The 26,288-nt window shown below is 35.7% G+C and carries 20 protein-coding genes and 2 pseudogenes; 10 read left to right on the forward strand and 12 right to left on the reverse strand.

What is annotated here, in order from left to right:
* Positions 1 to 13: 13 nt before the first annotated feature.
* The 3 genes from A9G47_RS09005 to A9G47_RS09015 form a co-directional block, all read right to left on the reverse strand.
* The gene (locus A9G47_RS09005; protein WP_065642725.1) at positions 14 to 1,750 is read right to left on the reverse strand and encodes an NADH-quinone oxidoreductase subunit 5 family protein; all 1,737 of its coding nucleotides are present in this window, start codon (positions 1,748 to 1,750) and stop codon (positions 14 to 16) included.
* A 107-nt stretch (positions 1,751 to 1,857) separates the two neighbouring features.
* On the reverse strand, positions 1,858 to 2,160 hold the full coding sequence (gene nuoK, locus A9G47_RS09010; protein ID WP_065580136.1) for an NADH-quinone oxidoreductase subunit NuoK: 303 nt from the start codon (positions 2,158 to 2,160) through the stop codon (positions 1,858 to 1,860).
* A 1-nt stretch (position 2,161) separates the two neighbouring features.
* Positions 2,162 to 2,653 (reverse strand): NADH-quinone oxidoreductase subunit J, encoded by a 492-nt coding sequence (locus tag A9G47_RS09015; protein ID WP_065566188.1) that lies wholly within the window; start codon positions 2,651 to 2,653, stop codon positions 2,162 to 2,164.
* Positions 2,654 to 3,003: 350 nt separating this feature from the next.
* On the opposite strand from A9G47_RS09015, the gene ppc reads away from it, so the two are divergent.
* Positions 3,004 to 5,649 (forward strand): phosphoenolpyruvate carboxylase, encoded by a 2,646-nt coding sequence (gene ppc / locus A9G47_RS09020; RefSeq protein WP_065642726.1) that lies wholly within the window; start codon positions 3,004 to 3,006, stop codon positions 5,647 to 5,649.
* A gap of 18 nt (positions 5,650 to 5,667) precedes the next feature.
* On the opposite strand, the gene A9G47_RS09025 is transcribed toward ppc, so the two are convergent.
* The 5 genes from A9G47_RS09025 to aspS form a co-directional block, all read right to left on the reverse strand.
* Positions 5,668 to 6,732 carry an SEL1-like repeat protein gene (locus A9G47_RS09025; protein ID WP_065642727.1) on the reverse strand — a complete coding sequence of 355 codons (1,065 nt, stop codon included), beginning with the start codon at positions 6,730 to 6,732 and terminating at the stop codon, positions 5,668 to 5,670.
* A 379-nt stretch (positions 6,733 to 7,111) separates the two neighbouring features.
* Positions 7,112 to 8,575 carry a 4-hydroxy-3-polyprenylbenzoate decarboxylase gene (gene ubiD / locus A9G47_RS09030; protein WP_065642728.1) on the reverse strand — a complete coding sequence of 488 codons (1,464 nt, stop codon included), beginning with the start codon at positions 8,573 to 8,575 and terminating at the stop codon, positions 7,112 to 7,114.
* 115 nt (positions 8,576 to 8,690) lie between these two features.
* Positions 8,691 to 9,101, reverse strand: coding sequence for a hypothetical protein (locus A9G47_RS09035; RefSeq protein ID WP_065566184.1), 411 nt, complete (start codon positions 9,099 to 9,101; stop codon positions 8,691 to 8,693).
* A 10-nt stretch (positions 9,102 to 9,111) separates the two neighbouring features.
* Positions 9,112 to 9,564, reverse strand: coding sequence for a dihydroneopterin triphosphate diphosphatase (gene nudB / locus A9G47_RS09040; RefSeq protein ID WP_065580139.1), 453 nt, complete (start codon positions 9,562 to 9,564; stop codon positions 9,112 to 9,114).
* Between the two features lie 9 nt (positions 9,565 to 9,573).
* Complete coding sequence (gene aspS, locus A9G47_RS09045) at positions 9,574 to 11,331, reverse strand: aspartate--tRNA ligase (protein ID WP_065642729.1); 1,758 nt, start codon at positions 11,329 to 11,331, stop codon at positions 9,574 to 9,576.
* A gap of 284 nt (positions 11,332 to 11,615) precedes the next feature.
* On the opposite strand from aspS, the gene A9G47_RS09050 reads away from it, so the two are divergent.
* From A9G47_RS09050 to dusC, 6 genes are all read left to right on the forward strand, one after another.
* Complete coding sequence (locus A9G47_RS09050) at positions 11,616 to 12,161, forward strand: cysteine hydrolase family protein (protein WP_065566181.1); 546 nt, start codon at positions 11,616 to 11,618, stop codon at positions 12,159 to 12,161.
* A 28-nt stretch (positions 12,162 to 12,189) separates the two neighbouring features.
* On the forward strand, positions 12,190 to 12,984 hold the full coding sequence (locus A9G47_RS09055) for a DUF3100 domain-containing protein (RefSeq protein WP_065642730.1): 795 nt from the start codon (positions 12,190 to 12,192) through the stop codon (positions 12,982 to 12,984).
* Positions 12,984 to 13,433 carry a hypothetical protein gene (locus A9G47_RS09060; protein WP_065580142.1) on the forward strand — a complete coding sequence of 150 codons (450 nt, stop codon included), beginning with the start codon at positions 12,984 to 12,986 and terminating at the stop codon, positions 13,431 to 13,433. Before A9G47_RS09055 ends, A9G47_RS09060 begins: the two co-directional genes overlap by 1 nt.
* 20 nt (positions 13,434 to 13,453) lie before the next feature.
* Entirely contained in the window at positions 13,454 to 14,773 is a 1,320-nt protein-coding gene (locus tag A9G47_RS09065) for an amidohydrolase (protein WP_065642731.1), read from the forward strand.
* 84 nt (positions 14,774 to 14,857) lie between these two features.
* Positions 14,858 to 15,619 (forward strand): molybdopterin-synthase adenylyltransferase MoeB, encoded by a 762-nt coding sequence (locus A9G47_RS09070; protein WP_065580144.1) that lies wholly within the window; start codon positions 14,858 to 14,860, stop codon positions 15,617 to 15,619.
* A 9-nt stretch (positions 15,620 to 15,628) separates the two neighbouring features.
* On the forward strand, positions 15,629 to 16,564 hold the full coding sequence (dusC, locus tag A9G47_RS09075; protein WP_065588398.1) for a tRNA dihydrouridine(16) synthase DusC: 936 nt from the start codon (positions 15,629 to 15,631) through the stop codon (positions 16,562 to 16,564).
* Between the two features lie 370 nt (positions 16,565 to 16,934).
* Here the strand turns inward: dusC and A9G47_RS09080 are convergent, their stop codons facing one another.
* Both A9G47_RS09080 and murJ (A9G47_RS09085) read right to left on the reverse strand, forming a co-directional pair.
* Positions 16,935 to 18,596 carry a hypothetical protein gene (locus A9G47_RS09080; RefSeq protein WP_065566175.1) on the reverse strand — a complete coding sequence of 554 codons (1,662 nt, stop codon included), beginning with the start codon at positions 18,594 to 18,596 and terminating at the stop codon, positions 16,935 to 16,937.
* Positions 18,597 to 19,103: 507 nt separating this feature from the next.
* A pseudogene (murJ, locus tag A9G47_RS09085) lies at positions 19,104 to 19,870 on the reverse strand (murein biosynthesis integral membrane protein MurJ); the annotation flags it as partial.
* Between the two features lie 9 nt (positions 19,871 to 19,879).
* Between murJ (A9G47_RS09085) and A9G47_RS14995 the strand changes: the two are divergent.
* Positions 19,880 to 20,041, forward strand: a pseudogene (locus A9G47_RS14995) (AbgT family transporter); the annotation flags it as partial.
* A 192-nt stretch (positions 20,042 to 20,233) separates the two neighbouring features.
* Here the strand turns inward: A9G47_RS14995 and A9G47_RS14285 are convergent.
* Together A9G47_RS14285 and murJ (A9G47_RS09095) are read right to left on the reverse strand one after the other, a co-directional pair.
* A complete protein-coding gene (locus A9G47_RS14285; RefSeq protein ID WP_176700686.1) occupies positions 20,234 to 20,386 on the reverse strand; it encodes a hypothetical protein in 153 nt (50 codons plus the stop codon).
* Between the two features lie 1,110 nt (positions 20,387 to 21,496).
* Entirely contained in the window at positions 21,497 to 23,035 is a 1,539-nt protein-coding gene (murJ, locus tag A9G47_RS09095; RefSeq protein WP_065567789.1) for a murein biosynthesis integral membrane protein MurJ, read from the reverse strand.
* Between the two features lie 335 nt (positions 23,036 to 23,370).
* Here murJ (A9G47_RS09095) and A9G47_RS09100 point away from each other — a divergent pair, with 335 nt between their 5' ends.
* Both A9G47_RS09100 and pepT read left to right on the forward strand, forming a co-directional pair.
* Positions 23,371 to 24,930, forward strand: a complete 1,560-nt coding sequence (locus A9G47_RS09100) for an AbgT family transporter (RefSeq protein ID WP_065567790.1) — start codon at positions 23,371 to 23,373, stop codon at positions 24,928 to 24,930.
* 23 nt (positions 24,931 to 24,953) lie between these two features.
* Positions 24,954 to 26,186, forward strand: coding sequence for a peptidase T (gene pepT, locus A9G47_RS09105; protein WP_065580064.1), 1,233 nt, complete (start codon positions 24,954 to 24,956; stop codon positions 26,184 to 26,186).
* Positions 26,187 to 26,288 lie beyond the last annotated feature (102 nt).

The raw sequence follows: 26,288 nt of genomic DNA on the forward strand, positions 1-26,288 counted from the left end.
GATTACACCTTTATTAAATGAAAATCAGTAACATTAATATAATAATACTGCCTATAACCATCGAAACCATATACCATCTAATTTGCCCATTTTCTAGATCAACGATAAATGCGTTTATTTTTTTTATGCCCAACATTATCCAATTATCCCATAAAGCAATAGGATCTTTTTTTAATAATTTAGCTAGATAGATATAAGGTTTAACAAATAAGCAATTTAATAAATAATCATAACGCCAATCACTATTACACAAACGTAAAAATAATTTAATCATTGGTGTATTAAGTACTTCTCGCACTTCGCTATTAGGGCGCACATATAAAATGTAGGCAATAAGAAAGCTCAAACCTGTCACTGCGGCTAATAGTAGTTGAAAAGGCAATTGCCCATTAGTATCTAACTTGCCTAATGGAATAATGCCATGAATCGGTAACGGAAAATGAATAAATAAAGCGGTAGTAAATACCAATAAGATAAAAATTGGGCTATAGCTTATCCATTTTATTTTTGTAAAATCATACCATCTTTGTTTATGATAAAATACCATTGAAATTAAACGCCAAATGCCTAAGCTAGAAAATAAAATACCTATCAGACCAATCGTTCCAGATATTAATCTACCCTGCGCCATTACTCCCCAAATGATATCTCCTTTGATATAAAATGATGCCGAAATCCAAGGAATAGCACTGAGTGAAAGCATAATTAACAAAAATACAATATACAGCGTTGGAAAAGATTTAATTAAACCGCCTAATTTGCTTATATCACGCTCACCTTGGCATTTTTTAATTACAATAGATGAGGCTAAAATTAACAATGTGCTTGTTACGGAGTAATTAATTAAGCAATTCAAAGACAAATTCCAACTTTGTGTTGAAAAAGCATAAAAAAGGTAACTAATTTGCGCTAAATTAATATACGTGATAATTCGTTTAATATCGTACTGCACTAATGCAATAGTACTAGCAAATAATATCGTTAATGATGAAATCATCGATATAATAGCTAAAACATCGCTCGACATCATAAACAAATTACTTAATCTTAAAACTAAATATACCCCAGCTAAAATAACTGTTGATGACTGTAATAAAGCTACCGCAGGCATTGGCGCTAATGTTGTTTCGGCAAACCATGAATGCATGGGAAACAGTGCAGATTTACTCATTGCTCCAAGGAATAACATTAAAGTTATCCAGAATATAATGTCTGAATCAACCGCTAAATTATCATGTGCTTGCACCAAAACATCATGAATATTTAATGTGTTTAAAGTCTGATAAAGTAAAAATATACCAATGATTAAAAATATATCCGTTAAATGCATAACGATAAATGCTTTCACTGCAGCATAGCCATTACGCGCTTGTTGATAGTAAATACCAATAAGTAAGTAAGTACTTATGCTCACACCTTCCCAACCAATTAGCATAACAAATAAATTATCAACTAATATAATAGTTAACATGCTAGCAATTAATAAGTTACTGTAAGCATAAAAAGTATAAATATCCTTTCTTAACGTCAAATAACAAGCTGCAAAAAAATAGATCAAGAAACCAAAAAATGAGATTAGCACTAAAAAAGTTAGTGATAAACCATCTAGTGTCAAAGATAAAGGTATAACGAAATCACCAACAGAAATCCAATTCCATAATAGCCTAGTATAGATTAGCGTCATGTCGGGCACTGTATTTGAATAAAAATCAATACATGAAAATACCGTAATTAATGCAATGATGAGCATAGTACTGATGCCTATAATTATTACATTAATTGAGCGTATATGCCTCCCTAGGCAAATTAATCCAAAAAAAGAAAGCAAGGGAACAATGATAGTTAAATAAAGTAGATTCATCCTTTCATCTCACTCAGTGAGTCAATATTTAAGGTTTTTCGGCGGTAGAATAGTTTCATCATTAATGCTAGCCCAACACAAATCTCTGCTAGGGCTGTTATTACCGCGAGTATTGCAAGTACTTGTCCATCAGATTGTTGCCAATAACTACTTGCCGAAAACAACGCAACGATTGCACCATTATTCATAATCATCAGGCTAAGCAACAGAAAATAGAGATTGCGTCGAATCATTACCCCTAATAAGCCGATCACAAATAAAATAGAAGCAAAGATAAGACAATGCATAAGTGGGATCATATTATTTCTCCGACAACAGCCGATGCATAAAATGATAAGCAATCACAGCTGCACCTAATAATAAAAATATAGCTAATTCAGCCATTAAAATGTATGCATATACAGACATTTCATGCATTAATTCATGAGACTCTTTCAGCTCCGAATAGTTGGCCGTTACTACACCATAAATAAGCGCGACTAACAAAATAAAAGCTAAAATTAATGGCCCTAACCAAATTTTGGGGCTAATGCCTTGTTTTTTTGTTTCTATATTATCAACACGAATTGCCAAAATTGAAGCGACAACATAAAAAAGAGCCGTTGTTCCACCAATAAACAATAATATATATATAACAGCAGAAAAATAGGTATTAAGTAGAATAAATATCGACGCTGAAGCAAACAGCGAAATAATAAGGTACAAAATTGCCTTATCAACTCGCAAGCTACTAATCACTTTTATACTAGCAATAACAGCAATAATCGACGCGATATAAAAAACAGCGATCATCTAATTATCCAATACATATTCATAATACTGTTAGTATATACCCAAATGATATTAATATACAGTTTGCAACACTGTGTTCACTGAAAAATAAACCAGCTAAATACTATTTAGACGAACATTTCAAAATTAAAGAAATATTTTTACTTATTAATATTTTGAAGTAAATATAATTAAAACAATTAAAAACAATAAAAACCATAAAATTTTATTATTTAAATTCAAAGCAACATTGTTATAAAGTATATATCTTAAGCAAGTTAACCAACAATTATACCGATGTCATTAAACTGCCATTTTTTTCATGCATTTTAAAGGATCTTAGGCATAATAAAATCAAAAACGAGAAAATCATGAATAACCAATACTCCTCAATGCGAAGTAATGTCAATATGCTGGGTACTTTACTAGGCAATGCGATTAAACGTGCCACAGGCAATGAAACATTCGATTTAGTCGAAAAAATAAGACAATTATCAAAATCAGCTCAACAAGGAAACGTTCAAGCACATAATGAGCTACTCAAATTAATTGAAAATCTGAATGATGATGATCTATTGCATGTTGCACGCGCATTTAACCAATTTTTGAACTTAGTTAACACTGCTGCTGAGTATTATGGTATTTCACCGCATGGGGAAGCTTCTAGTAGCCCTAAAAAAATGACTGAATTATTTAGTACTCTAAAAAAACTTAATTTTTCAAATGAAACCATTACCAAAGCAATTAATGATTTATCAATTGAATTAGTATTAACCGCTCATCCAACTGAAATCAATCGTAGAACCATGATAAACACCTATACCGCAATTAATAACTGTTTATCTCAGCTTGATCATGATGATTTAGCTGATTATGAGATAGAACGGATTATGCGGCGCTTGAAACAGTTAGTTTGCCAAGCTTGGTATACCGATGAAATCCGAAAAAAACGCCCAAGCCCAATCGATGAAGCTAAATGGGGATTTTCTGTCATTGAAGATAGTTTATGGCAAGGCGTGCCTTTATTCTTACGTGAACTTAATGACCAGTTGGTTGATACTTTTGATGAACAACTATCCGTTGAACATGTTCCCATAAAATTTACTTCATGGATGGGCGGTGATCGTGACGGAAATCCAAATGTGACAGCAAAAGTGACAGAAAAAGTAATGTTACAAGCTAGATTAAAGTCAATTGAATTATTTTTATCTGATATTCAAATACTTGTCCGTGAACTTTCAATGACAGAATGTAGCCAATCTGTTATCGATCTATTAGATGAAAAGAACAAAACCGTTTCCGAGCCCTATCGAGCCGTAATGAAACAGTTACGCACTCGTTTAATAAAAACTCACAATTATATTGAAGCTTTACTGAATAATGAACAAGTACTACCACCTAGAGATATTTTAATTAAAAATGAACAGTTATGGGCGCCACTTTATACCTGTTATGAATCATTAATTGATAATGGCATGTCAACAATTGCCCATGGTCCATTACTTGATACTTTACGGCGGATAAAAAGCTTTGGTTTACAGTTGGTTAGATTAGATATTCGTCAAGATAGTTCTGTACATATTCAGGCACTTGATGCGTTGACCCAAGAACTGAATTTAGGTAGCTATGCAAAATGGTCAGAGGAAGAAAAACAAGTATTTTTATTAACTGAGTTGCAATCTAACCGACCATTACTACCTTATAACTGGCAACCAGATGAAACAGTTCAAGAAGTATTAGATACTTGTCGAGTTATCAAAAAAGCAGGCGAAGAATCAATTGCTTCTTACGTAATATCAATGGCTAAGGCGCCTTCAGATATTTTAGCTGTTTACTTATTATTGAAAATCGTTGATTGCCAAAAGTATATCCCTGTTGCGCCATTATTTGAAACATTAGAAGATTTAAATAACGCTAAATCGGTTATGCAAAAGCTGCTGGATATACCTTGGTATCGTGACAAAATCCAAGGTAAGCAAATGGTGATGATAGGTTATTCTGATTCGGCTAAAGATGCAGGTACACTTGCCGCATCTTGGGCACAGTATCGATCGCAAGAAGAATTAGTTAGCTTATTTGAAAAATATAATATTAATTTAGTATTATTCCATGGTCGAGGTGGCTCAATTGGTCGTGGTGGTGCGCCTGCTCATGCAGCTCTACTTTCTCAACCACCTGGATCGTTAAAAAGTGGGCTTAGAGTTACCGAACAAGGTGAAATGATTCGTTTTAAACTTGGTTTACCAGAAGTTGCTCTCAGTAGCCTAATGCTTTATACCTCAGCGATTTTACAAGCCAATTTATTGCCCCCACCAGCACCAAAACAAGCATGGCGCCATATTATGGATGAAATGTCGGAACTTTCCTGCAATTGCTATCGCAGTTATGTACGCGAACGAGCTGATTTTGTTGATTATTTTAGAGCGGTAACGCCAGAGGTTGAATTAGGCAGATTACCACTAGGCTCCAGACCACAAAAACGTCGAACGGGAGGGGGGATTGAAAGCTTACGTGCTATTCCATGGATTTTTGCCTGGACACAAAACCGATTAATGCTACCATCTTGGCTTGGAGCCGGTAACGCACTGAGATCTGTCATCGAGGAGGGAAAAAAAGAGCTTCTTAAAGAAATGTATCACAAGTGGCCTTTTTTTAATGCTCGATTAGGCATGCTTGAAATGGTTTACGCCAAATCGGCGCCTGATATCCACGAATATTATGAGCAACGTTTGGTCGATCCTGCTTTATGGCCACTAGGCGAAGAATTAAGAAATTTGTTAACCCAAGATATCAATACTGTGCTAACGATCACCGATGATGTTAGTTTAATGGCTGATTTGCCTTGGATCGCACAGTCTGTAGCCTTGCGTAATACCTATATTGAGCCATTAAACTTATTACAAGTAGAGTTATTAAGCCGTTCACGGAAACACTGCGGCGATGACAATATTATAGTAGAACAAGGGCTCATGATCACCATTTCTGGCATTGCAGCTGGTATGCGAAATTCTGGATAAAGCAAAAATACAGCACTTTTATTTTTTAGGTAATAAGTGTTCTAAATAGGTTTTAGCGTCTTGGTCTCCTTGTTCGCTAGCTTTAGTAAACCAATAAATGGCACGATCGTTATCTTGATCTGTGCCTTTACCTTCTAGATATTTAATGCCTAAATTATATTGTGCATCAACACTGCCTTGCTCTGCCGCTTTTAGATACCACTCAACGGCTTTCTTATCGTCTTTAGAAACACCACCACCTACATCATACATTACACCAATATTATATTGAGCATCGGCATTGCCAGCTTCGGCAGCTTTAGTAAACCAATATGCTGCTTGCGTATTATCAGGTTTAGCTCCGGTACCTGTGGCGTACATAATAGCTAAATTATACATAGCAAGTACGTGCCCCCGTTCTGCTGCTTGTGTATAAAAATAACTAGCAGCCATATAATCTTGGGTTAAACCATCTCCTTTTTCTGACATTAGTCCTAAATAATATTGCGCTTCTGGCATATTTTCTTTAGCTGCTTTACTAAACCAATCAGCCGCAATCATACGATCTTCTTTTATGCCATCACCAAAAAAATACATAATTCCAAGATTTAAATAAGCGTCATAAATCCCGCTATCACCTGCTTGTGTAAAATAATCAATTGCGGTCAATGTGTTTTTTTCAACACCTTCACCTTGTTGATACATTAAAGCTAAATTGTATTTAGCCAATGCATAATTTTGATCTGCCGCTAATTTGAAATATTTAACGGCTTCATTAAAATCGCGATTAGTACCCAAGCCACTTTGATACATTAATGCTAGATTATTTTGTGCTTTAGCTAGCCCCTGTTCTGCTGCTTTTTTATACCAGAAAAAAGCACGAACATCACTAACTTCAACGCCCAAGCCTTGTTTATAAACACTTCCTAACGAATATTGTGCTTCTGCATTACCTTTTTCTGCAGATAAACGCAAAGCGGGAAGCAATAAATCTGATTCTTTAAGCTTTAATTGAGTATCATCTGGCTGTGCCTTATAACTGGTGGCCTGTACACAATAAGAAATGGATAATAACAATACAAATAATATCTTGATTTTTTTCATTTTTTCTAATTTTTATGAGGTTACCTATAATTATACATAAATGCATCTAAAAGGAATAGTTTTTGTTTAAGACTTATTTGGGTTATTTTATTTATACTATTTTTAAAATAAAACATTATTAATCAATAAAGTTGAATCATCATGCCACATAAGGTCGATAACAAAAAATTTGATTAAGATTGAACAACGATATCAATATTATTGCCATCTTTAAAAAGAAAATTATTTAGCGCATTATTTTTATCTTCAATATACTGTTTATTCATTTATAGGAATAAATTCTTTAATGCGCATTTTGTCTTTTGCAATTCTATTCTTCTGTATCACACCTAATGAGTTTTTTAACTTTACCATAATAAAAAATGCGATAACGATAATACTATAAACCAAGTTCATTCCAGATTTCGTCAATTCGAGCAATAACTTTAGGATCTTTTTTAATGATTTTGCCCCACTCTCGATTTGTTTCACCAGACCATTTATTCGTGGCATCCAATCCCATTTTAGAGCCTAATCCAGAAACTGGTGAAGCAAAGTCTAAGTAATCGATCGGTGTATTATCGATAAAAGTCGTATCACGCTGTGGATCCATGCGAGTAGAAATCGCCCACATCACATCTTTCCAGTCTCGGGCATTAATGTCATCATCACAGACAATCACAAATTTAGTGTACATAAATTGTCGCAGATAAGACCACACTCCCATCATGATTCTTTTAGCATGGCCAGGATATTGTTTTTTAATTGTCACAATCGCAATACGATATGAACATCCTTCAGGCGGTAGATAAAAATCAACAATTTCAGGAAACTGTTTTTGTAAAATTGGAATAAAGACTTCATTTAACGCCAGTCCCATTATCGCCGGCTCATCTGGTGGCCTGCCTGTATAAGTTGAATGATAAATGGCGTCTTTACGGTGAGTTAAATGCGTCACCGTAAAGACAGCAAATTGTTCTACCTCATTATAATAACCCGTGTGATCGCCATAGGGTCCTTCTGATGCTAGCTCATTAGGATCAATATAACCTTCAAGAATTATCTCGGCACTGGCAGGAACGTCTAAATCACTTGATAACGATTTGACGACCTCTGTTCGACTACCGCGCAATAATCCTGAAAAAGCATATTCGGGTAACGTGTCTGGCACTGGTGTCACTGCACCTAAAATAGTTGCGGGATCAGCACCAATAGCGACACTAACAGGAAATCTCTCGTTAGGATGCGCTTGTTGCCACTCAGCAAAATCAAGTGCTCCGCCACGATGTGAAAGCCAGCGCATAATTAGTTTATTTTTACCTAATAATTGCAAACGGTAAATTCCCACATTTTGCCGTTCTTTATAAGGACCTTTGGTAATAGTTAATCCCCAAGACAGCAATGGTGCCACATCATCAGGCCAACAATGCATAATAGGTAAACGGGTCAAATCCACATCATCATCTTTAAAAACCATCTCTTGGCATGGCGCCGATGAACGACGTTTAACAGGCATATTTAGTACTTGTTTATATTTAGGCAAGACATTAAAAAATTGCCGTATCCCTTTTGGTGGATCGGGCTCACGCAAAAATGCCAATAGCTCACCAATTTCACGCAAAGCTGAAGTATCTTTGCGCCCCATTCCCATCGCAACACGTTTAGCTGTGCCAAACAAATTACATAAAACAGGCATATCATAACCAATTGGGTTTTCGAATAATAAAGCTGGGCCTTCACTACGTAAAATGCGATCAGCAATTTCGGTCATTTCAAGATAAGGGTTAACAGGGAACGAAATCCGCTTTAACTCACCGTGTTGCTCAAGATAATCTAAAAAATCCCGAAAATTTGAAAAATTCATTTATTATGACTCTCTATTACTAACTAACCTTGAGTTAACTAAACCCAGAATATTTTTAATCCTTAATACTCACTTATTTATCAGTCTAACTACATAACCTAACTATATAGCCTAACTACGGCAAAACCTTCCTATATATAGGCGTTTGTTTATCTTGATTACATTCAATAATTTTAGATGATAAAGCGTCAAATTGTTTTTCATCGATATCAATAAATTGATTCTGATCAACTTGGTAAAGGAGATATTGTTCAAATTTATCATCAAATAAAAAAGAAGCGATCCAATCATTGCGATCATCGTGATTTTCATTAGCAAATATCTTAATAATAATATATTCGTGTTTTTCTGATTGATCATGTAATTTATAATCAATGATTTTTTTAGCGATTTTATCATCATCATCATTAAAAATAACATGATCATTTTGATTAGGTTGACATTTTTTTATGTCTATATCTGCATGGCTAGTTGATACAAAAAAGTATAAAAAGGATAACACAATAGCATATAGATTCGATTTCATTTCCTACCTCTTAATTCGATTCAATCAAACGATGAATGTTACCGATAGCTTCACTGTTATTGGGAGATAAAGTAAGATTGGCGGCATCATCAATCTTAAGCCATTGATAAGCTAAATGTTCGGTAAGTATTGGCGTTATCTCGTCAATAAGAGGAAGATAAAACCAATGTTCTTTATTTACCGTAACATCTGGCGCATATCGATGCCTGAATTGTGGAAAAATTTCAAATTCAACGATATGCTCTACATCAATTAATTCAAGATTTTGACCAAGAATATCAATACCTGTTTCTTCTAAAACTTCACGAATTGCTGTTTCTTGTGGCGATTCATGAGCCTCCATACTACCTGTTACTGATTGCCAAAAATGGGGATCATCTTGGCGTTGTAACATAAGGCAACGTTTTGTTGTCTGGCAGAAAATGACTACCAGAACAGATTCAGGATTTTTAAATTTTTGCATCAAATATGACTATTTTTTACTTACTTCAATACCCAGTTCAGTCAAAGCTGCTGCATTTGCTGGGCTTGGCGCATCGGTAAGTAAACAAGTTGCCGCAGTTGTTTTAGGAAATGCTATCACATCGCGAATATTATCCGTTCCGGCTAATAACATACTTAACCTATCTAAACCGAAGGCTAATCCTGCATGTGGTGGCGTACCGTATTTCAATGCATCAAGTAAAAACCCAAATTTCTCACGTTGATCATGTTCGTTAATACCTAAAATTGAAAAAACGGCCTGTTGCATTTCACTACGGTGAATACGGACAGATCCCCCTCCAACTTCATAACCATTAATGACCATATCATAGGCATTAGCAACCGCATTCTCAGGATTTTTAATAAGATCTTCTGGCGAATAATCTTTTGGTGACGTAAATGGATGATGCATCGCACTTAACCCTTCATCGGTTTCTTCAAACATCGGGAAATCAACCACCCAAAGTACAGCCCATTTATTTTCATCGGTTAACGCTAAATCTTTACCGACTTTCAAACGTAATGCCCCTAGTGCATCGCTCACCACTTTATAGCTATCAGCACCAAATAATAAAATATCACCATCTTTAGCACTGGCGCGATTAAGTAATGCTTCCATTTGCGATTCATTAAAGAATTTTGCCACAGGGCTTTGTACACCATCTAACCCCTTACTACGTTCATTAACCTTAATCCATGCCATACCTTTAGCACCATAAACCGAAATGAATTGTGTATACTCATCAAGTTGTTTACGAGTTAATTGCGCACCATTTGGTACACAAAGTAAAGCTACACGCCCTTTAGGATCATTAGCTGGTGTTGAAAACACTTTAAAATCGACATCTTTAACCAAATCAGCCACATCAATAATTTCAAGGGGATTACGTAAATCGGGTTTATCACTACCATAACGACGCATTGCTTCAGCAAAAGTCATAATAGGGAACTTTCCTAAATCCACATTTTTTACATGCAACCAAAGTTCACGGATCATCTGTTCCATAACATCACGCACTTGTTCGGCTGTCATAAACGATGTTTCAACGTCAATTTGGGTAAATTCAGGTTGACGGTCAGCACGTAAGTCTTCATCACGAAAACATTTTACAATTTGATAATATCGATCAAATCCTGACATCATTAATAATTGCTTAAATAGTTGTGGTGATTGCGGTAGTGCGTAAAACTCACCTTTATGAATTCTGCTTGGCACCAAATAATCACGAGCGCCTTCAGGTGTTGCTTTAGTCAACATCGGTGTTTCGATATCTAAAAAGCCATGTTCATTCATAAATGAGCGAACAAAAGCGGTAATTTTTGCCCGAGTTTTAAAAATCGTTGCCATTTCAGGGCGACGCAAATCAATATAACGATATTTTAAACGTTGTTCTTCGCTGTTGTTTTGATTGAAATCAAGCGGTAAAACATCACTACGGTTAAATATAGTCAACTCGGTGGCTAAAATTTCAACCTCACCTGTCGCCATATCTTTATTAATTTGCCCTTCTGGTCTTGCTCTTACCTTGCCTTTAATTTGGATACAAAATTCATTACGTAACTCGCCAGCTAATTGGTATGCTTGTTGATAATCAGGATCAAAAAAAACTTGCACAATTCCTTCACGATCACGCATATCAATAAAAATCATTCCACCTAAATCACGGCGTTTATTGACCCATCCACATAATGTGACGTCTTGATTAATATAATTTGCGTTTAGTTGTCCGCAATAAATTGTTCTCATTAAATATATCCTGTGTGCAATTGTCAAAAATAGCAATTATTATAGAGCAATTTATCAGGGGATAAAGCCTATGTTTTAAAATAATCACTATTTAATTTATTTATACTCGGTTGATGATAATAATTTTACTTTATAGGTAATTTTACAAATTATTTTAAATTCAATAGGATAACAAAATTAAATTCCTTTTTTCTTGATGAAATCGGAAAATGATTCATTTAAAACTTGTCATATCAAATATTTATTACTAAGCTTTAGTATGATTTAGATATTATTAACTTGATATGAAAGCTTTAATTTCAATTGACTACACTAATGACTTCATTGCTGACGATGGTGCGTTAACTACTGGTTCTGTGGGTCAACAAATTGAGCCCGAAATATTAAATATAACTGAATCATTTATTAAAAATAATCAGTTTGTCGTTTTTGCTATTGATGCCCATGAACCTTCAGATACATATCATCCTGAAAATTCACTCTTCCCACCTCATAATATTGTCGGAACAGTTGGACAACAATTATTCGGCCATTTACAGCAAATCTATCAAAAACAGCGAAATTCAACCAATATTTATTGGATCAATAAACGCCACTACTCAGCATTTTGTGGCACAGATCTCGATCTTCGCTTACGCGAAAGACATATAACTGAAATTCATTTAATTGGTGTTTGTACTGATATTTGCATTTTACATACGGCTGTTGATGCTTATAACTTAGGTTATAAAATAGTTATTCACAAAAACGCAGTTGCAAGCTTTGATCCTATCGGCCATCAATGGGCTTTAAAGCATTTTCAAAATACCTTAGGGGCGACCCTAGTATAAAATAGATAAAAATAAAAAAGGAGCAGGAATGGAAATTTTAAAAGACTACAAAGTGCATTTACTCGCAATGATAGTCGTTTTATTCTGTGAGTTTATTGGCAAACAATCTATTTGGATTATCACATTATATCCCATGTTATATGCCATGATTATTGGCGGTATAATCAGCCTACCAAAATTTAAAATATTAAATCTAAAAAATATGAATCATGCTAGCGCCATCATGATGGTAACGTTAATGCTACTTATCGCCAAATTGGGGCTTTCTGTGGGGCCAAAAATAGAAATGATTCTAGAAGATGCAAAATCGGCATTAATCTTTCAAGAGTTAGGTCATTTTGCTGGCACCATTTTACTTGGTTTACCACTAGCAATGATGCTAGGTATGAAACGCGAAGCAGTTGGAGCAACCTACTCTGTTGCCCGTGAACCCAATATCGCAATTGTTGCCGATAAATACGGATTGGACTCTGCCGAAGGTCGAGGTGTTATGGCAATGTATATTTGTGGCACACTTTATGGTGCTATATGGATGAGTATACTAGCCAGTGTGATGGCAAAATTAGATATTCTCCACCCTTACGCCTTAGCCATGGGCGCAGGCGTTGGAAGTGGTAGTATGATGGCTGCGTCACTGGCACCAATAAGTGATCTTTATCCAGAAATAAGTGAAGATATTAAAGCCTATGCCACGACAGCGAACTTAATGTCTAGCATTGTTGGTATTTATATTTATACATTATTTTCATTACCTTTTGCCTCTTTCTTGTATAACACTTTTAGCCGTTTACGTCGTAATTGTCATAAAGAAGGAGCACTATAATGAAGTTTTTAGAAACAGTTTTTTTATTGATCTTAGTTGCCATTATTATGGCAGCCGGTAATACTGTTGGCTATAAAATTGACTTTATGCAGTCAATAGAAGCATTATCAATTTTAGTTGCCATATCAATTGTTGGATATATTATTAGCAAGATTCCTTTATGCAACAAACTGCCTGTCATATTATGGGTATCAGTCGTTGCAGCAACCGCTTCATCACCTATTTTCCCTTTTCATGAGCAGATTGTTTCAATTACTGACAAGGTTTCTTTATTGGCTGTTTGTACTCCGGTACTTGCTTATGCAGGGCTTGCTATTGGCAAAGATTTAGCATTATTTAAAAATATCTCGTGGCGAATCATTCCGGTTTCTTTAGCGGTGTTTTCAGGTACCTTTATTTTTGCAGCAATCATTGCGCAAATCACCTTACATTGGGAAGGTGTTATCTAATTTGGATTAGGATTTAATTTATGACAAAAGAAGAACTTAAAAAGAAGGTTTGTATTGCTATTGCAAATCGTAAGGCCGATATCAAGGCGGTCGCCGAATCAATTTGGGCAGAGCCTGAACTTGGTTACAAAGAACACAAGACGGCCAAAAAAGTTGAAGAAAGCTTTGAAAAACTGGGCGTACCATTTAAAAATAAATTAGCAATAACGGGGGTAAAAGGCCGCTTAAAAGGGGGCAAATGCAGTAAGTATAGCATTGCTGTTATAGGGGAGCTTGATGCCATTATTTGCGCTGATCATCCTGCTGCTGATGAAATATCTGGCGCGGCACACTGCTGTGGTCATAATGCTCAAATTGCCAATATGATGGCTGTGACTATGGGGCTAATAGATTCTGGCGCCATGCAATTTTTAGCGGGGGATGTAGTACCTTTTGCGGTTCCAGCTGAAGAATATGTTGAAATCACATATCGTAATCGCCTTATTGAGGAAGGTAAAATCAAATATATTGGCGGTAAACCAGAGTTAATCTCGCGCGGTGAATTTGATGATATCGATATGGCACTACAAATACACTTAACTAGCGTACCCAATGACCGCCAAGATGGTTTTATTGAAATATCAACAACCAGTAATGGTTTTATCGGCAAACTGATTAAATATAAAGGCGAAGCGTCGCACGCAGCAGCAGCGCCACATGCTGGAGTAAATGCCTTAAATGCCGCTATGATGGGAATGATGGGCGTACATGCCATACGCGAAACCTTTCAAGAAAAAGACTATATTCGATTTCACCCCATCATTACTCAAGGTGGCGACTTAGTCAATGTGGTACCAAGTGATGTAAGAATGGAAAGCTATGTACGGGCAGGCAATGTTCCAGCTATGATCGACGCTAATGAACGAATTAATCGCGCCTTAAAAGCTGGTGCAATGGCTGTTGGTGCAACCTGTGAAATTAAAGATTTGCCTGGTTATCTACCATTAAATAATAATCCAACACTTAACGAGCTTTTAAAACATAATGCTGAAGCATTAATTGGTGAAGAAAATGTTTCTATTGCCCCTCATATGACAGGAAGCACGGATACAGGCGATCTATCCCACATTATGCCAGTTAGCCACCCGTGGATTGGTTCAGTTAGAGGTGTGCTACATGGTAAAGATTACACCGTATTTGATGAAGAGATGGCTTATATTCGTCCTGCACAGATGATGGCTTGTACCATTATCGATTTACTTTATGATGATGCTAAACCAGCACAAAAACTAATATCAGAGTATAAACCATTAATGACTAAGGACGAATATTTAAAATTCTTATCTAGCTTTGATAAATAATCTTAATTACTCTTGGCACTTTGTTGTGCCAAGTTTCTGCTATAATTATAATATAGTTTTCAACACTAACAACACAAATACCATATGCAACAGCTTACCAATCAAGAGTTATTTCGTTATGACCGGCAAATAACCCTACGAGGCTTTGATATTGATAAGCAACAAATCTTAAAAAATAGCTCAGCACTTATTATTGGTTTAGGCGGTTTAGGTTGTGCTGCTTCACTTTATTTAACGGCTGCTGGTGTTGGTAAATTAACCTTAGCTGATTTTGATACCGTATCAAAATCTAACTTAAATCGACAGATTTTATATACTGACAAATCGATTAATCAATACAAAGTAGAAGTAGCTCAACAAACATTACACAAGCTCAATACAAATATTATTATTGATACAGTAAATCAAAAGCTCGATGATAACCATTTAATTTCACTAATAAAACAACATGATATTGTCATTGACTGTACAGATAATTTAATTACCCGCCAGCAAATTAATCGTTGCTGTTTTCAAATAAAAAAACCTCTAGTTTCTGGCGCTGCGATCCGTATGGAAGGATTATTAAGCGTATTTACTTATCAGCCTAATGAACCTTGTTATCACTGTTTGAGCCGTTTATTTGGTAAAGATCAGTTAACTTGTATTGAAACTGGCGTCATGGCACCGCTGGTTGGCATGTTCGGCTCAATGCAAGCCTTAGAAGCGATAAAAGTACTAACCCAATATGGAAAACCATTAATTGGACGTGTATTAATGATTGATACCATGACTATGGAATTTAACCAAATTAAACTCACCAAACAACTAAATTGTCGTATTTGTGGCAATGATAAAACCAACTAGGTTTCCCCAATGAAAATTAAACGAATAATTTTAGCCCCCATGGAAGGCGTACTTGATTATCAAGTAAGGCAACTTTTAACCAATATCAACCAATTTGATTATTGTGTGACGGAATTTATCAGAGTGACACATCACAAATTATCTAATCGGACTTTTTACCGCCTATGCCCCGAACTTTACAATAATGGTAAAACTAAATCAGGCACGCCAGTTCGCATCCAAATTCTTGGGCAATCACCAGAATGGATGGCTGAAAATGCCGTTAAAGCCATTGAGTTAGGCTCTTATGGAATAGATATCAATTTTGGTTGCCCCGCCAAAACGGTGGTTGGCAGTCACGGAGGCGCTTATTTATTACAATATCCCGAACAGATATTTAATATTGTCAGCCAAGTCAGGCAAGCAATAGGGGCAACAAATCAATTATCAGTCAAAATTCGCTTAGGGTGGGATAATAAATCACATTGCAACGAAATCGCTAGCGCCATTGAACTTGCCGGTGCCAATGAAATTGCTATTCATGGCAGAACCAAAGAAGATGGTTATAAAGCCGAAAAAATAGATTGGCAAACAATAGGCCAAATCAAGCAACAGCTAAATATTCCTGTTATTGCCAATGGTGAAATTTTCTCTATTGAGGATGCAAAAAATTGCATAAATCAAAGCCAAACTAACGATATTATGCTAGGCCGTGGTATTTTAACGATTCCGAACTTAGCCAATATGATTAGAACTGAACAATCAGCATTCAGTTGGCAACAAGTGATGGAAATATTAATCCTTTATGCGACATCCTCCATTGATGACGTTAAACCACTTTATCATTCTGCACGCATCAAACAGTGGCTTACTTACTTAAAACAGCACTATGCTCAAGCAGCAGACGTCCTACAAAATATTAGAACACTCAAATCACAGCAAGAAATCTGTGATTTCTTAACGTAGAACCGCCCAAATAACTTCCTTAGATAATAACAAAATAGCAATTGATGTTCATTTATTATAACGATGTAGGGGGATAGGGGAGTATAAAAATCGGTCAGAAAAGTCATTGATTTTATTGAAGTTTTTAATAAGCCATTTCATCAGAAAACTTCAATAAATCAATGCTTTTTTGTGATTACAATTGATTGGGGGCAGTGGTTTCGGACGTATTAGCTTTGTTGAACAAAATAAACTTCGAATTTAAACCACAACAAACGTACTCTCAATAAAGCGCCCCAACTACGCTAGGGCGCTATTCTTTAATAAATTATCCTCTGTTTGCACCATCTCCCTCTCCACGACCTAAGGGGTAAGGGCTAAGAAATAAAAGCTAAGGTGTGGTGCAATAAATGTAATTGCGGTGCGACCCATCATCGAGGAAGACAGTACCGCCATCGACACGAAAGATGACACCGTTATCTGTAGCGTCGCTTGTCCAGGTTGAACTTCTGAAGCTCATCTCGTAGTTCATTTCATCGAAATAAAGTTCTACGTCGTCCCACTCCGTGAAAAATCCTGCGCCTATATAACTCGTGTGATACCGTGTATTTGACGACGGCGTGGCACCATCTATGCCATCATAACATGGAAACCGATCATCTGAACCACACTTCGCGTTAGTTAACTCCTTGAGCTTTGGCGCACGATAACCCAAACGACCACACCAAGATATTTGGTTAGACCAATAATCCCATTTATCACCCCGATGGACAAACCACTGCCTCAACACAAATCCATACTTCACCTCATTCCCACTACTATCTCTACCCACCAACTCAAATGTCTGTGGCAAAGATGGTATGGTTAAAGGGCTAGGATTATCTGACTGCATTTGAGCATCACTTGCCCTAGGTCCCGTTAAAGTTACTCGCGTTACATAACTGGATCTATCTTCATCATCAATCCACGAATCTTCTTCGCCGCCTTGTTTTGGCAGTCTCCAACTCACCGTAGCTGTTATCCCTCCACGCGAGACTGAAGACCATGTCAACTGACTCGCATCAACCCCAGCTATGAGTAAATCAAAATACAAACCATCCCCCCCCGTTGTTGGAAAATTAAGGCCATAAGATGACGAACTTGTTGACTGAACTAAAAATCCCTTATCAGGAACCATGCCAGAGGGTTCGAAGGAGGAAGAATGAGTACTCGGCCTGACAAAACAAATACGAGGACCACTATACGGAGTAATATAATACGTCACTGTTTGACTACTAAAATTTCTTGTATTAGGTAACCCGTACTTTGTTTGTAAATCCCCTCCTGTACTACTTAATGTCATCTTATAAGGCGCCTTACAAATATCTAATGCATCACTACGACTTACAGTATTATTATCCGCATCAGTAAAACTCACCGATACACTCCCCATCGCAGTAACACCATTAGTACCCTGACCATCCCCATCGTCATCTCCCCAATTACCTTGAGTAATTAAGTCATTTAAACTGACTGTATTTACCGATAATGGCACCACCATGTGTATATCATTAAAAGTAGCTCCATTAACTAGCTGTATCGGATTTTTCGAACTTGATGTGTTAGTTGATGGCTTGAGGGTTGTACCATCCGGCAACTCAATAGCTAATAGATTATCTGTCGAAGTCACCTTAGTTCGCCCATCATCAAACGTTAAATACGGTGCCTTACCCTCAATTTCCCTTGATGTATGCGCCGTTAATGCCTGAGAACCCTGCGTATATGACAATAAAAGCAGTGGCGCAAAGAACAGCGAGAACTTAGTTAATTTAAATAATTTATGTGATTTAGGTAACCTAAATAAATTAGATAGGTTAAAGAAGAAAAATGAAAAAGGTAAAAAACGCAACCTCCACAAAAAAAACACCGATATATCCGACAACTTTACTAAGCGTGATGATTTCGATAACTTCGGTGATAAAAATAAGAAATGAGTCTGATTTTGACTATAGTGAAAATAAAAAAGATTTTGGGCGTAGATTTGGCAGACCATAGCCCAGTCATGATAACGCATTCCGATTATCCTATCAATTAATTTTATGTTTTTATTTAATTTTTAAAAATCACTCAATTAATGAGTATTTCTTTGCTTTAAAGCACTTGAATCATAACCTATTGATTAATAGTACGCTACTTTTTTGTTGAAGAAATACAGCAATTATCGAAAATATCATCATTATGTAAATCAATAGCATTATATTTTATTAACCATATGAACATTAGCGTAATGAAGAACAAGCAACAACACGCCAAAAACCCATAATGTATCTACAAATTTATTTTGATAGAAATAAATTGAAATACCAAAATCTAGTAACTGAAATGCGCCCCAAAAAGCTTCGTAATTGTATTGCAAAAATGCGAAATACATCGAAAAAAAACAACTCAATAAAAATAAACTACACCATCAATAATGGGGAGAGTAAAAAAGACACTTTATTCATCTTATTTGCTTATTAATTTTTACTTAAACGTTCCTGTTACCTAAAATTTTTAACAAAATTTTAATTATTGGTTGTTGTTAATCAATTCGTTTAATAAAGTGTTTAATCTTAAATCCCATAGCAATTAATGACGCAAAATAGACAACGATGCCAACAATTACCAATAAAAATAATCGCCCTATACGAACCCACATTGAACCCGTTGACCAATCAGGTAATAGCTGTGAGCCAGACCATAACACTGTGGACATTAATATTACGGCAATAATGACTTTAATTAAAAAGAGATACCAACCAGGTTGGGGTTGATAAAGTTGTTTTTTACGCAGTTGCCAATACAATAATCCAGCATTAAAGCAAGCGGCTAAACCAATGGATAGTGAAAGGCCTGCATGCTGTAATGGCCCAATAAAAACAAGATTCATTAGCTGTGTTAAAATTAACGTAACAATTGCAATTTTGACGGGAGTTTTAATATCCTGACGCGAATAAAATGCGGGTGCTAACACTTTAATTAAAATCAATCCAAGTAGACCGATAGAATAAGCCACTAAGGCTCGCTGTGTCATTAAGGTATCATTTAGGGTAAATTGCCCATACTCAAATAATGTTGATATAAGAGGACGAGAGATAACGCCTAATGCCACGGTACTTGGCAGAGCCAGTAAAAAACAAAGTCGCAATCCCCCAATCTAATACCTCAGAATATTGCTTATGATCACCTTTAGAAAAACTTTTCGCTAACGAGTAATAAAATCGTACCTAATGCTACGCCAAGCACGCCAGCAGGAAATTCCATTAAGCGGTCTGCATAATACATCCATGAGACCGATCCTGAAACTAGATGTATTTTGTTACTTTTGTTACTTTTTTTACCAAGATAGTACCTAATTTTATCAGCTTTCCACCGCTTGGAATTACAATTGTGGCGACATTAGGCATAGGTATTGCTGAGAGCAGTGGTTATATCCATGTGCTACTCAAAAAATTACTGGCTATTACCCCGAAAAATATAACAAATGTTAGCACATTCGAAACTACACAATCCCAATAATCTTCATTTTACGCTAAAAACATTCAGAAAACCAATTGATTTTATTTAAGTTTTTGCTTTACTTTTTTTATAAAAATCACCCACTTTTTATCTACAACGGTGGTTAATGTCGTACCTTATTCGACGTCATAATGTGCCATCGACAAAGCAAGGTTAGCACGTCAAACAAGAATGTTTGGCTAAGGCTATTTTATCGGAAATAATTTTGTCAGGAATAAATCGGTACCGATGCGTAAAACCGAGTAAACGAGATGGACAGTGCAGGCCGCATTCGGCAACCATTTCGCGGGCTAGGCGATTTAGCATAAAATCCCCTAGCTCAAGCGTTATCATCAATCGCTTATTATATATCCTCAAAGCTCAAAATTACCGCTACCCTCAAAACAAATCATTTTTTAAAATCAGCCAGAAAAACCATTGATTTGATCTTTATTATTTTTGTTTTAAAAAATAATGCTTAGTCACTTTATTAATAATCAAACAAATTAGCATAATAAGCAATACCAATAGGAGTAGGCTACGACCTGCATGTATCAATACATTAGCGTTAATAGAATATCTTATCGGCATTTTGTACGTGAAAGTAAAATAAAGAATGTCGCAAATAAAAATCATCATGGCAGACACAGAAATACTTTTAATGAGTTTTTCTGATTGAATTTTATTAAAGGGTTGCTTAAAACAGCTTTTAGACAAAAACAGTCCAAGCAATATAGCACCAATATACAAAGACTCTTGAAAACCACTAAGCATTAAGTCAAAAGCATTAGTGATTAATTCATACCCTTTAATCAAAATAAAACCAATAAACGTTGAAAATAAAATGAAGTGAATAGTTGAGCTATTAGTTGCGGTAATTGCAAATGACTGTTTGCTTTTTATAAAGTATTTTTCAAAGAAATTTGTTAAATAGTAAATTAATAAGCTGTATAGCAAAGCGCAAAAAATAACTGATGAGATAACTATTATTATTATCGGGAAAATAGGTATCTCGTAGTAATAAACAATTATAGTTTGTTGAATAAATGCAGCAATTATTGAAAATATCATCATCATAAAAATCAATAGTATTACATTGATTTTATTAACAATATGAACATTAGCGTAATGCAAAACAAGCGACAACACGCTAAAAACCCATAATGTATCTACAAATTTATTTTGATAGAAATAAATTGAAGTATCAAAATCTAGTAACTGAAATGCGTCCCAAAAAGCTTCGTAATTGTATTGCAAAAATGCGAAATACATCGAAAAAAAACAACTCAATAAAAAATAAACTAGACTACCTATAATAGGTAGTGTAAAAAATGAGACCTTATTCATCCTATTTCCTCATTAGTTTTATAATTAATGATTTTTACTATTTGATACTTTTTTGAAAAAATGAAATTTATCTTTACCGGTCGTTTATTATTAATCAATTCGTTTAATAAAGTGTTTAATCTTAAATCCCATAGCAATCAATGATGCAAAATAAACAACGATGCCAACAATTACCAATAAAAATAATCGCCCTATACGAACCCACATTGAACCCGTTGACCAATCAGGTAATAGCTGTGAGCCAGACCATAACACTGTGGACATTAATATTACGGCAATAATGACTTTAATTAAAAAGAGATACCAACCAGGTTGGGGTTGATAAAGTTGTTTTTTACGCAGTTGCCAATACAATAATCCAGCATTAAAGCAAGCGGCTAAACCAATGGATAGTGAAAGGCCTGCATGCTGTAATGGCCCAATAAAAACAAGATTCATTAGCTGTGTTAAAATTAACGTAACAATTGCAATTTTGACGGGAGTTTTAATATCCTGACGCGAATAAAATGCGGGTGCTAACACTTTAATTAAAATCAATCCAAGTAGACCGATAGAATAAGCCACTAAGGCTCGCTGTGTCATTAAGGTATCATTTAGGGTAAATTGCCCATACTCAAATAATGTTGATATAAGAGGACGAGAGATAACGCCTAATGCCACGGTACTTGGCAAAGCCAGTAAAAAACAAAGCCGCAATCCCCAATCTAATACCTCAGAATATTGCTTATGATCACCTTTAGAAAAACTTTTCGCTAACGAGGGTAATAAAATCGTACCTAATGCTACGCCAAGCACGCCAGCAGGAAATTCCATTAAGCGGTCTGCATAATACATCCATGAGACCGATCCTGAAACTAGAAATGAGGCAAAAATCGTATTAATAATTAAAGAGATTTGCCCTACTGACACCCCTAAAATTGCCGGTCCCATCTGTTTCAAGACTCGCCAAACACCACTATCTTTAAAGCTAATACGTGGCAACACTAACATGCCAATTTTTTTTAAATAGGGAAGCTGATACAGTAATTGCAAAATACCACCTACACCAACCGATGCAGCAAGCGCTAATACTGGAGGGTTAAAATAAGGAGTCAAAAATAGCGTGAATAGAATCATACTGACATTCAATAGTGTTGGAACAAAAGCAGGAACAGAGAAGCGATTCCATGTATTGAGTATCGCGCCAACAAGTGAAGCCAGTGATATAAAAAAGATATAAGGAAAGGTTATACGCAACATGGTCGTTGCAAGCTCAAATTTTTCGGTTGACTCTTGCATAAATCCGGGAGCCGTTAACATTATAATAAAAGGTGCGCTAACAACGCCAATTAAGGTGACAAAAGCTAATACTAAGGTTAAAAGCCCAGCTATATAAGCAACAAAAGTACGTGTTGCCTCAATACCTTGTTGATTCTTATATTCAGCCAGAATGGGCACAAAGGCTTGAGAAAAGGCGCCTTCAGCAAAAATACGCCGTAGCAAATTAGGCAATTTGAAAGCAACAAAAAAAGCATCGGTCGCCATGCCTGCGCCAAAAAAACGCGCAATAATGGCATCGCGCACAAAACCTAATACACGGGAAACCATTGTCATGGAACTTACGGTTGCTAAAGATTTTAAAAGATTCATATTTAATTTATATACAAAGTATACAACCTAAAACGGATAATGATGCATAGTCTACAAACTATCGCTTAAAACCACCATGCTTTTTTCAATAAACTTTGCCTTTTATTAGGTAAGCCGCTAGCGTATAAATTTAACATTATCTCTTATAAAATTAATCTTTTGTTCATCTTTGGAATGCACTTTTGACACAATACCAACCACATCAATTAGGTAAAAAATAGTGATGTAAAAAATATTCAGAAAAAGGATAATTTCAGTATAAAACAACGTTATTTGCCCACATTATAAATATGTGTTAGATTGTCAATTCGAACAATATTTACACTAATTTTATTATGAATCAGACAACAAATCCGTCACCAATAAGAACAGGGGGTTTTCTAAATACTATTGAACGAATTGGAAACAAAATCCCCGATGTAACCACTCTTTTTTTCTATGCTTTAGTCATCTGTTTTGTTGCTTCGCTATTGCTTTCTTTTGTGAGTTTTAACTATATTAATCCTGTCACGCAAGATAAGCTTGTTGTTGTTAATATGTTAGCGCCTGAGCATCTTGTTACTTTTTTTACTAAGATGGTACCTAATTTTATCAACTTTCCACCGCTTGGAATTACAATTGTGGCGACATTAGGCATAGGTATTGCTGAGAGCAGTGGTTATATCCATGTGCTACTCAAAAAATTACTGGCTATTACCCCGAAAAATTTAGTCACACCATCAGTGATTTTTGTCAGTATGGTTTGCCACATTGCTGCTGACTCAGCTTATGTGATTTTAATGCCCGTATCGGCTATGATGTTCTATGCAATTGGTCGCCACCCGTTAGCTGGGATTGCGGCTTCATTCGCTGGATTAGCTGGTGGATTTAGTTCAAGCTATACACCATCTATTATCGATCCAATCATGCAAGGTTTTACTCAAAGTGCAGCACAAATTATTGATCCATCTTATCAAGTCAATGTACTTTGTAACTATTTCTTAAGTTTTGGCGGTACCTTTTTTGTATTATTAGCTTGCTGGTTTGTTACCGATAAAATTGTCGAGCCTCGATTAAATGCAACCATGCCTTTAAATAGTGATCTAAAATTAGATAACATTGCCAACTCGCCAGCGATTACACCCGTTGAAAATCGTGCTTTCAAAGTAGCTTCAATTGTCTTTATAATTATTGCTATTGGTTTAATTTTATTATTGTTACCAGAAAACTCTTTATTGCGTGCATCTGATGGAAGCATGACAAGCAATAAGGCTCCAATTATGCAAATTATTGTGCCATTATTATTTGTATTTTTTGCTATTCCAGGCTTAATACATGGTTTTATAACTGGTACATTTAAATCATCACGCGATATAGTAAAATCAATGGAAAATATCACTAAATCACTTATTCCATTCATTGTTTTTGCTTTCTTTTGTGCTCAATTTCTATATGTCTTTTCTCATTCACAAATTGGAACATTAATTGCAATTGGTGGCGCCGATTTATTAAAAGCACTGCATCTGCCTCCAGTTGTAACCATATTTGGTGTGATCATTCTAACAAGTATGTTAAATGTGTTAATTACCTCGGCATCATCGAAGTGGGCTATTTTAGCGCCGATTTTTGTGCCTATGCTTATGTCTGTTGGTATCTCGCCAGAATTAACTCAAGCCGCTTACCGCATTAGTTCTGCGGTTAATGTTAGTACGCCTATGTTTGCTTTTTACCCTCTGATTATTGCCTATTGCCAGCAATACTGTAAAAACACAGGTGTAGGTACATTAAGTTCAATGATGATTCCTTATACCGCTGCACTGCTTATTGCATTAACGATAAACTTATTACTTTTTTGGTTCTTCGGCCTACCAATTGGTTTTGATAGCGGTTATGTTTACCCGCCAGTAAATAATTAGTCACCACAAGGAGTCAAAATATTATGAATATTACCGAACAACTAGTTAAACGTTTTTTACGCTATGTCAACGTTCCAAGCCAAAGCGCTATTGGTTGCGCACATGTGCCCTCAACTCTAGGGCAAGCAGAATTAGCCAAATTACTTAAACAAGAGTTAATCGAGCTTAATCTACAAGATGTTCATCTTGATGAACATAGTATTGTAACGGCTAAGCTCCCCGGCAATAACCCAAATGCGCCTAAAATTGGCTATGTTGCCCATCTTGATACTGTCGATGTTGCCTTATCAGATAAAGTTAAGCCACAGAGAGTAACCTTTACTGGCCAAGATATTCTATTAAACAAAGATAAAAATATTTGGTTTAAAGTCGATCAGCATCCCGAACTGAATAAATATCTCAATGATGAATTGATTGTCACTGATGGTACCAGCGTACTTGGTGCGGATAATAAAGCAGCCATTGCCATTGTGATGACTATGTTAGAGCAATTACAACAACAAAATTATACATATGGCGATATTTATGTTGCCTTTGTACCCGATGAAGAAGTCGGCTTAAATGGTGCAAAAAAACTGGATTTAAACCGTTTCAAGCCTGATTTTGCTTACACAATCGATTGTTGTGAGTTAGGTGAAGTCGTTTATGAGACATTCAATGCTGGCTCAGCCATTATTGAAATTGAAGGCATCTCTGCTCATCCTATGTCTGCTAAAAATGTTTTAATCAATCCTATCGGCATTGCCAATGACATTATTAACTGTTTTGATAGCTTTGAAACACCAGAACATACCGAAGGCAAAGAAGGGTATTTTTGGTTTAATGATATCGTTGGTAATCAAAGTACCACAACATTAAAAATGAGTATTCGTGACTTTGATTTAGCTAAGTATGAGGCGCGTAAGGCTTATATACAAGAAGTTATACGTTTTATTAGCTTAAAATATCCAAAAGCAAAAATTGAGTGTAACATTACCGATACCTATAGCAATATCGCTAACTATTTAGGTAATGACCGTCGCTGTATTGATTTAATTTATCAATCATTTGAACAACTCAATATTCAACCAAAAACCATCGCAATGCGTGGAGGAACCGATGGTTCTGCTCTTTCTGCTAGAGGGCTTACCACGCCAAATTACTTTACTGGCGCTCATAACTTCCATTCATGCTTTGAATTTTTACCATTATCATCATTTCTTAAATCATTTGAAGTAACAATGAAAATTATTGAATTAGCAGCCAAGAATAAATAACCTTAAAAAGGGATATATCTCCCTTTTTCCACCTACGAAGCATTTCGATAACGATAAGAAGCAATCCTCTCACCAATCCAACATTGTTAATACAAAATAAAA

The organism is Gilliamella sp. WF3-4 (genome assembly GCF_001690275.1).
In the GTDB taxonomy this organism is placed as follows: Bacteria; Pseudomonadota; Gammaproteobacteria; order Enterobacterales; family Orbaceae; genus Gilliamella; species Gilliamella apicola_C.

Excerpts from the sequence above, each read along its gene's own strand:
- ppc (WP_065642726.1), top strand. The coding sequence starts at position 3,004 with ATGAATAACCAATACTCCTCAATGCGAAGTAATGTCAATATGCTGGGT.
- nudB (WP_065580139.1), bottom strand. The coding sequence starts at position 9,564 with ATGCAAAAATTTAAAAATCCTGAATCTGTTCTGGTAGTCATTTTCTGC.
- A9G47_RS09050 (WP_065566181.1), top strand. The coding sequence starts at position 11,616 with ATGAAAGCTTTAATTTCAATTGACTACACTAATGACTTCATTGCTGAC.
- A9G47_RS09100 (WP_065567790.1), top strand. The coding sequence starts at position 23,371 with ATGAATCAGACAACAAATCCGTCACCAATAAGAACAGGGGGTTTTCTA.
- murJ (WP_065567789.1), bottom strand. The coding sequence starts at position 23,035 with ATGAATCTTTTAAAATCTTTAGCAACCGTAAGTTCCATGACAATGGTT.
- dusC (WP_065588398.1), top strand. The coding sequence starts at position 15,629 with ATGAAAATTAAACGAATAATTTTAGCCCCCATGGAAGGCGTACTTGAT.
- A9G47_RS09055 (WP_065642730.1), top strand. The coding sequence starts at position 12,190 with ATGGAAATTTTAAAAGACTACAAAGTGCATTTACTCGCAATGATAGTC.
- A9G47_RS09080 (WP_065566175.1), bottom strand. The coding sequence starts at position 18,596 with ATGCGTTATCATGACTGGGCTATGGTCTGCCAAATCTACGCCCAAAAT.
- A9G47_RS09070 (WP_065580144.1), top strand. The coding sequence starts at position 14,858 with ATGCAACAGCTTACCAATCAAGAGTTATTTCGTTATGACCGGCAAATA.
- pepT (WP_065580064.1), top strand. The coding sequence starts at position 24,954 with ATGAATATTACCGAACAACTAGTTAAACGTTTTTTACGCTATGTCAAC.
- A9G47_RS09015 (WP_065566188.1), bottom strand. The coding sequence starts at position 2,653 with ATGATCGCTGTTTTTTATATCGCGTCGATTATTGCTGTTATTGCTAGT.
- A9G47_RS09005 (WP_065642725.1), bottom strand. The coding sequence starts at position 1,750 with ATGCTCATCATTGCATTAATTACGGTATTTTCATGTATTGATTTTTAT.
- A9G47_RS09065 (WP_065642731.1), top strand. The coding sequence starts at position 13,454 with ATGACAAAAGAAGAACTTAAAAAGAAGGTTTGTATTGCTATTGCAAAT.
- nuoK (WP_065580136.1), bottom strand. The coding sequence starts at position 2,160 with ATGATCCCACTTATGCATTGTCTTATCTTTGCTTCTATTTTATTTGTG.
- ubiD (WP_065642728.1), bottom strand. The coding sequence starts at position 8,575 with ATGAATTTTTCAAATTTTCGGGATTTTTTAGATTATCTTGAGCAACAC.
- A9G47_RS09035 (WP_065566184.1), bottom strand. The coding sequence starts at position 9,101 with ATGAAATCGAATCTATATGCTATTGTGTTATCCTTTTTATACTTTTTT.
- A9G47_RS09025 (WP_065642727.1), bottom strand. The coding sequence starts at position 6,732 with ATGAAAAAAATCAAGATATTATTTGTATTGTTATTATCCATTTCTTAT.
- A9G47_RS14285 (WP_176700686.1), bottom strand. The coding sequence starts at position 20,386 with ATGCTAAATCGCCTAGCCCGCGAAATGGTTGCCGAATGCGGCCTGCAC.
- A9G47_RS09060 (WP_065580142.1), top strand. The coding sequence starts at position 12,984 with ATGAAGTTTTTAGAAACAGTTTTTTTATTGATCTTAGTTGCCATTATT.
- aspS (WP_065642729.1), bottom strand. The coding sequence starts at position 11,331 with ATGAGAACAATTTATTGCGGACAACTAAACGCAAATTATATTAATCAA.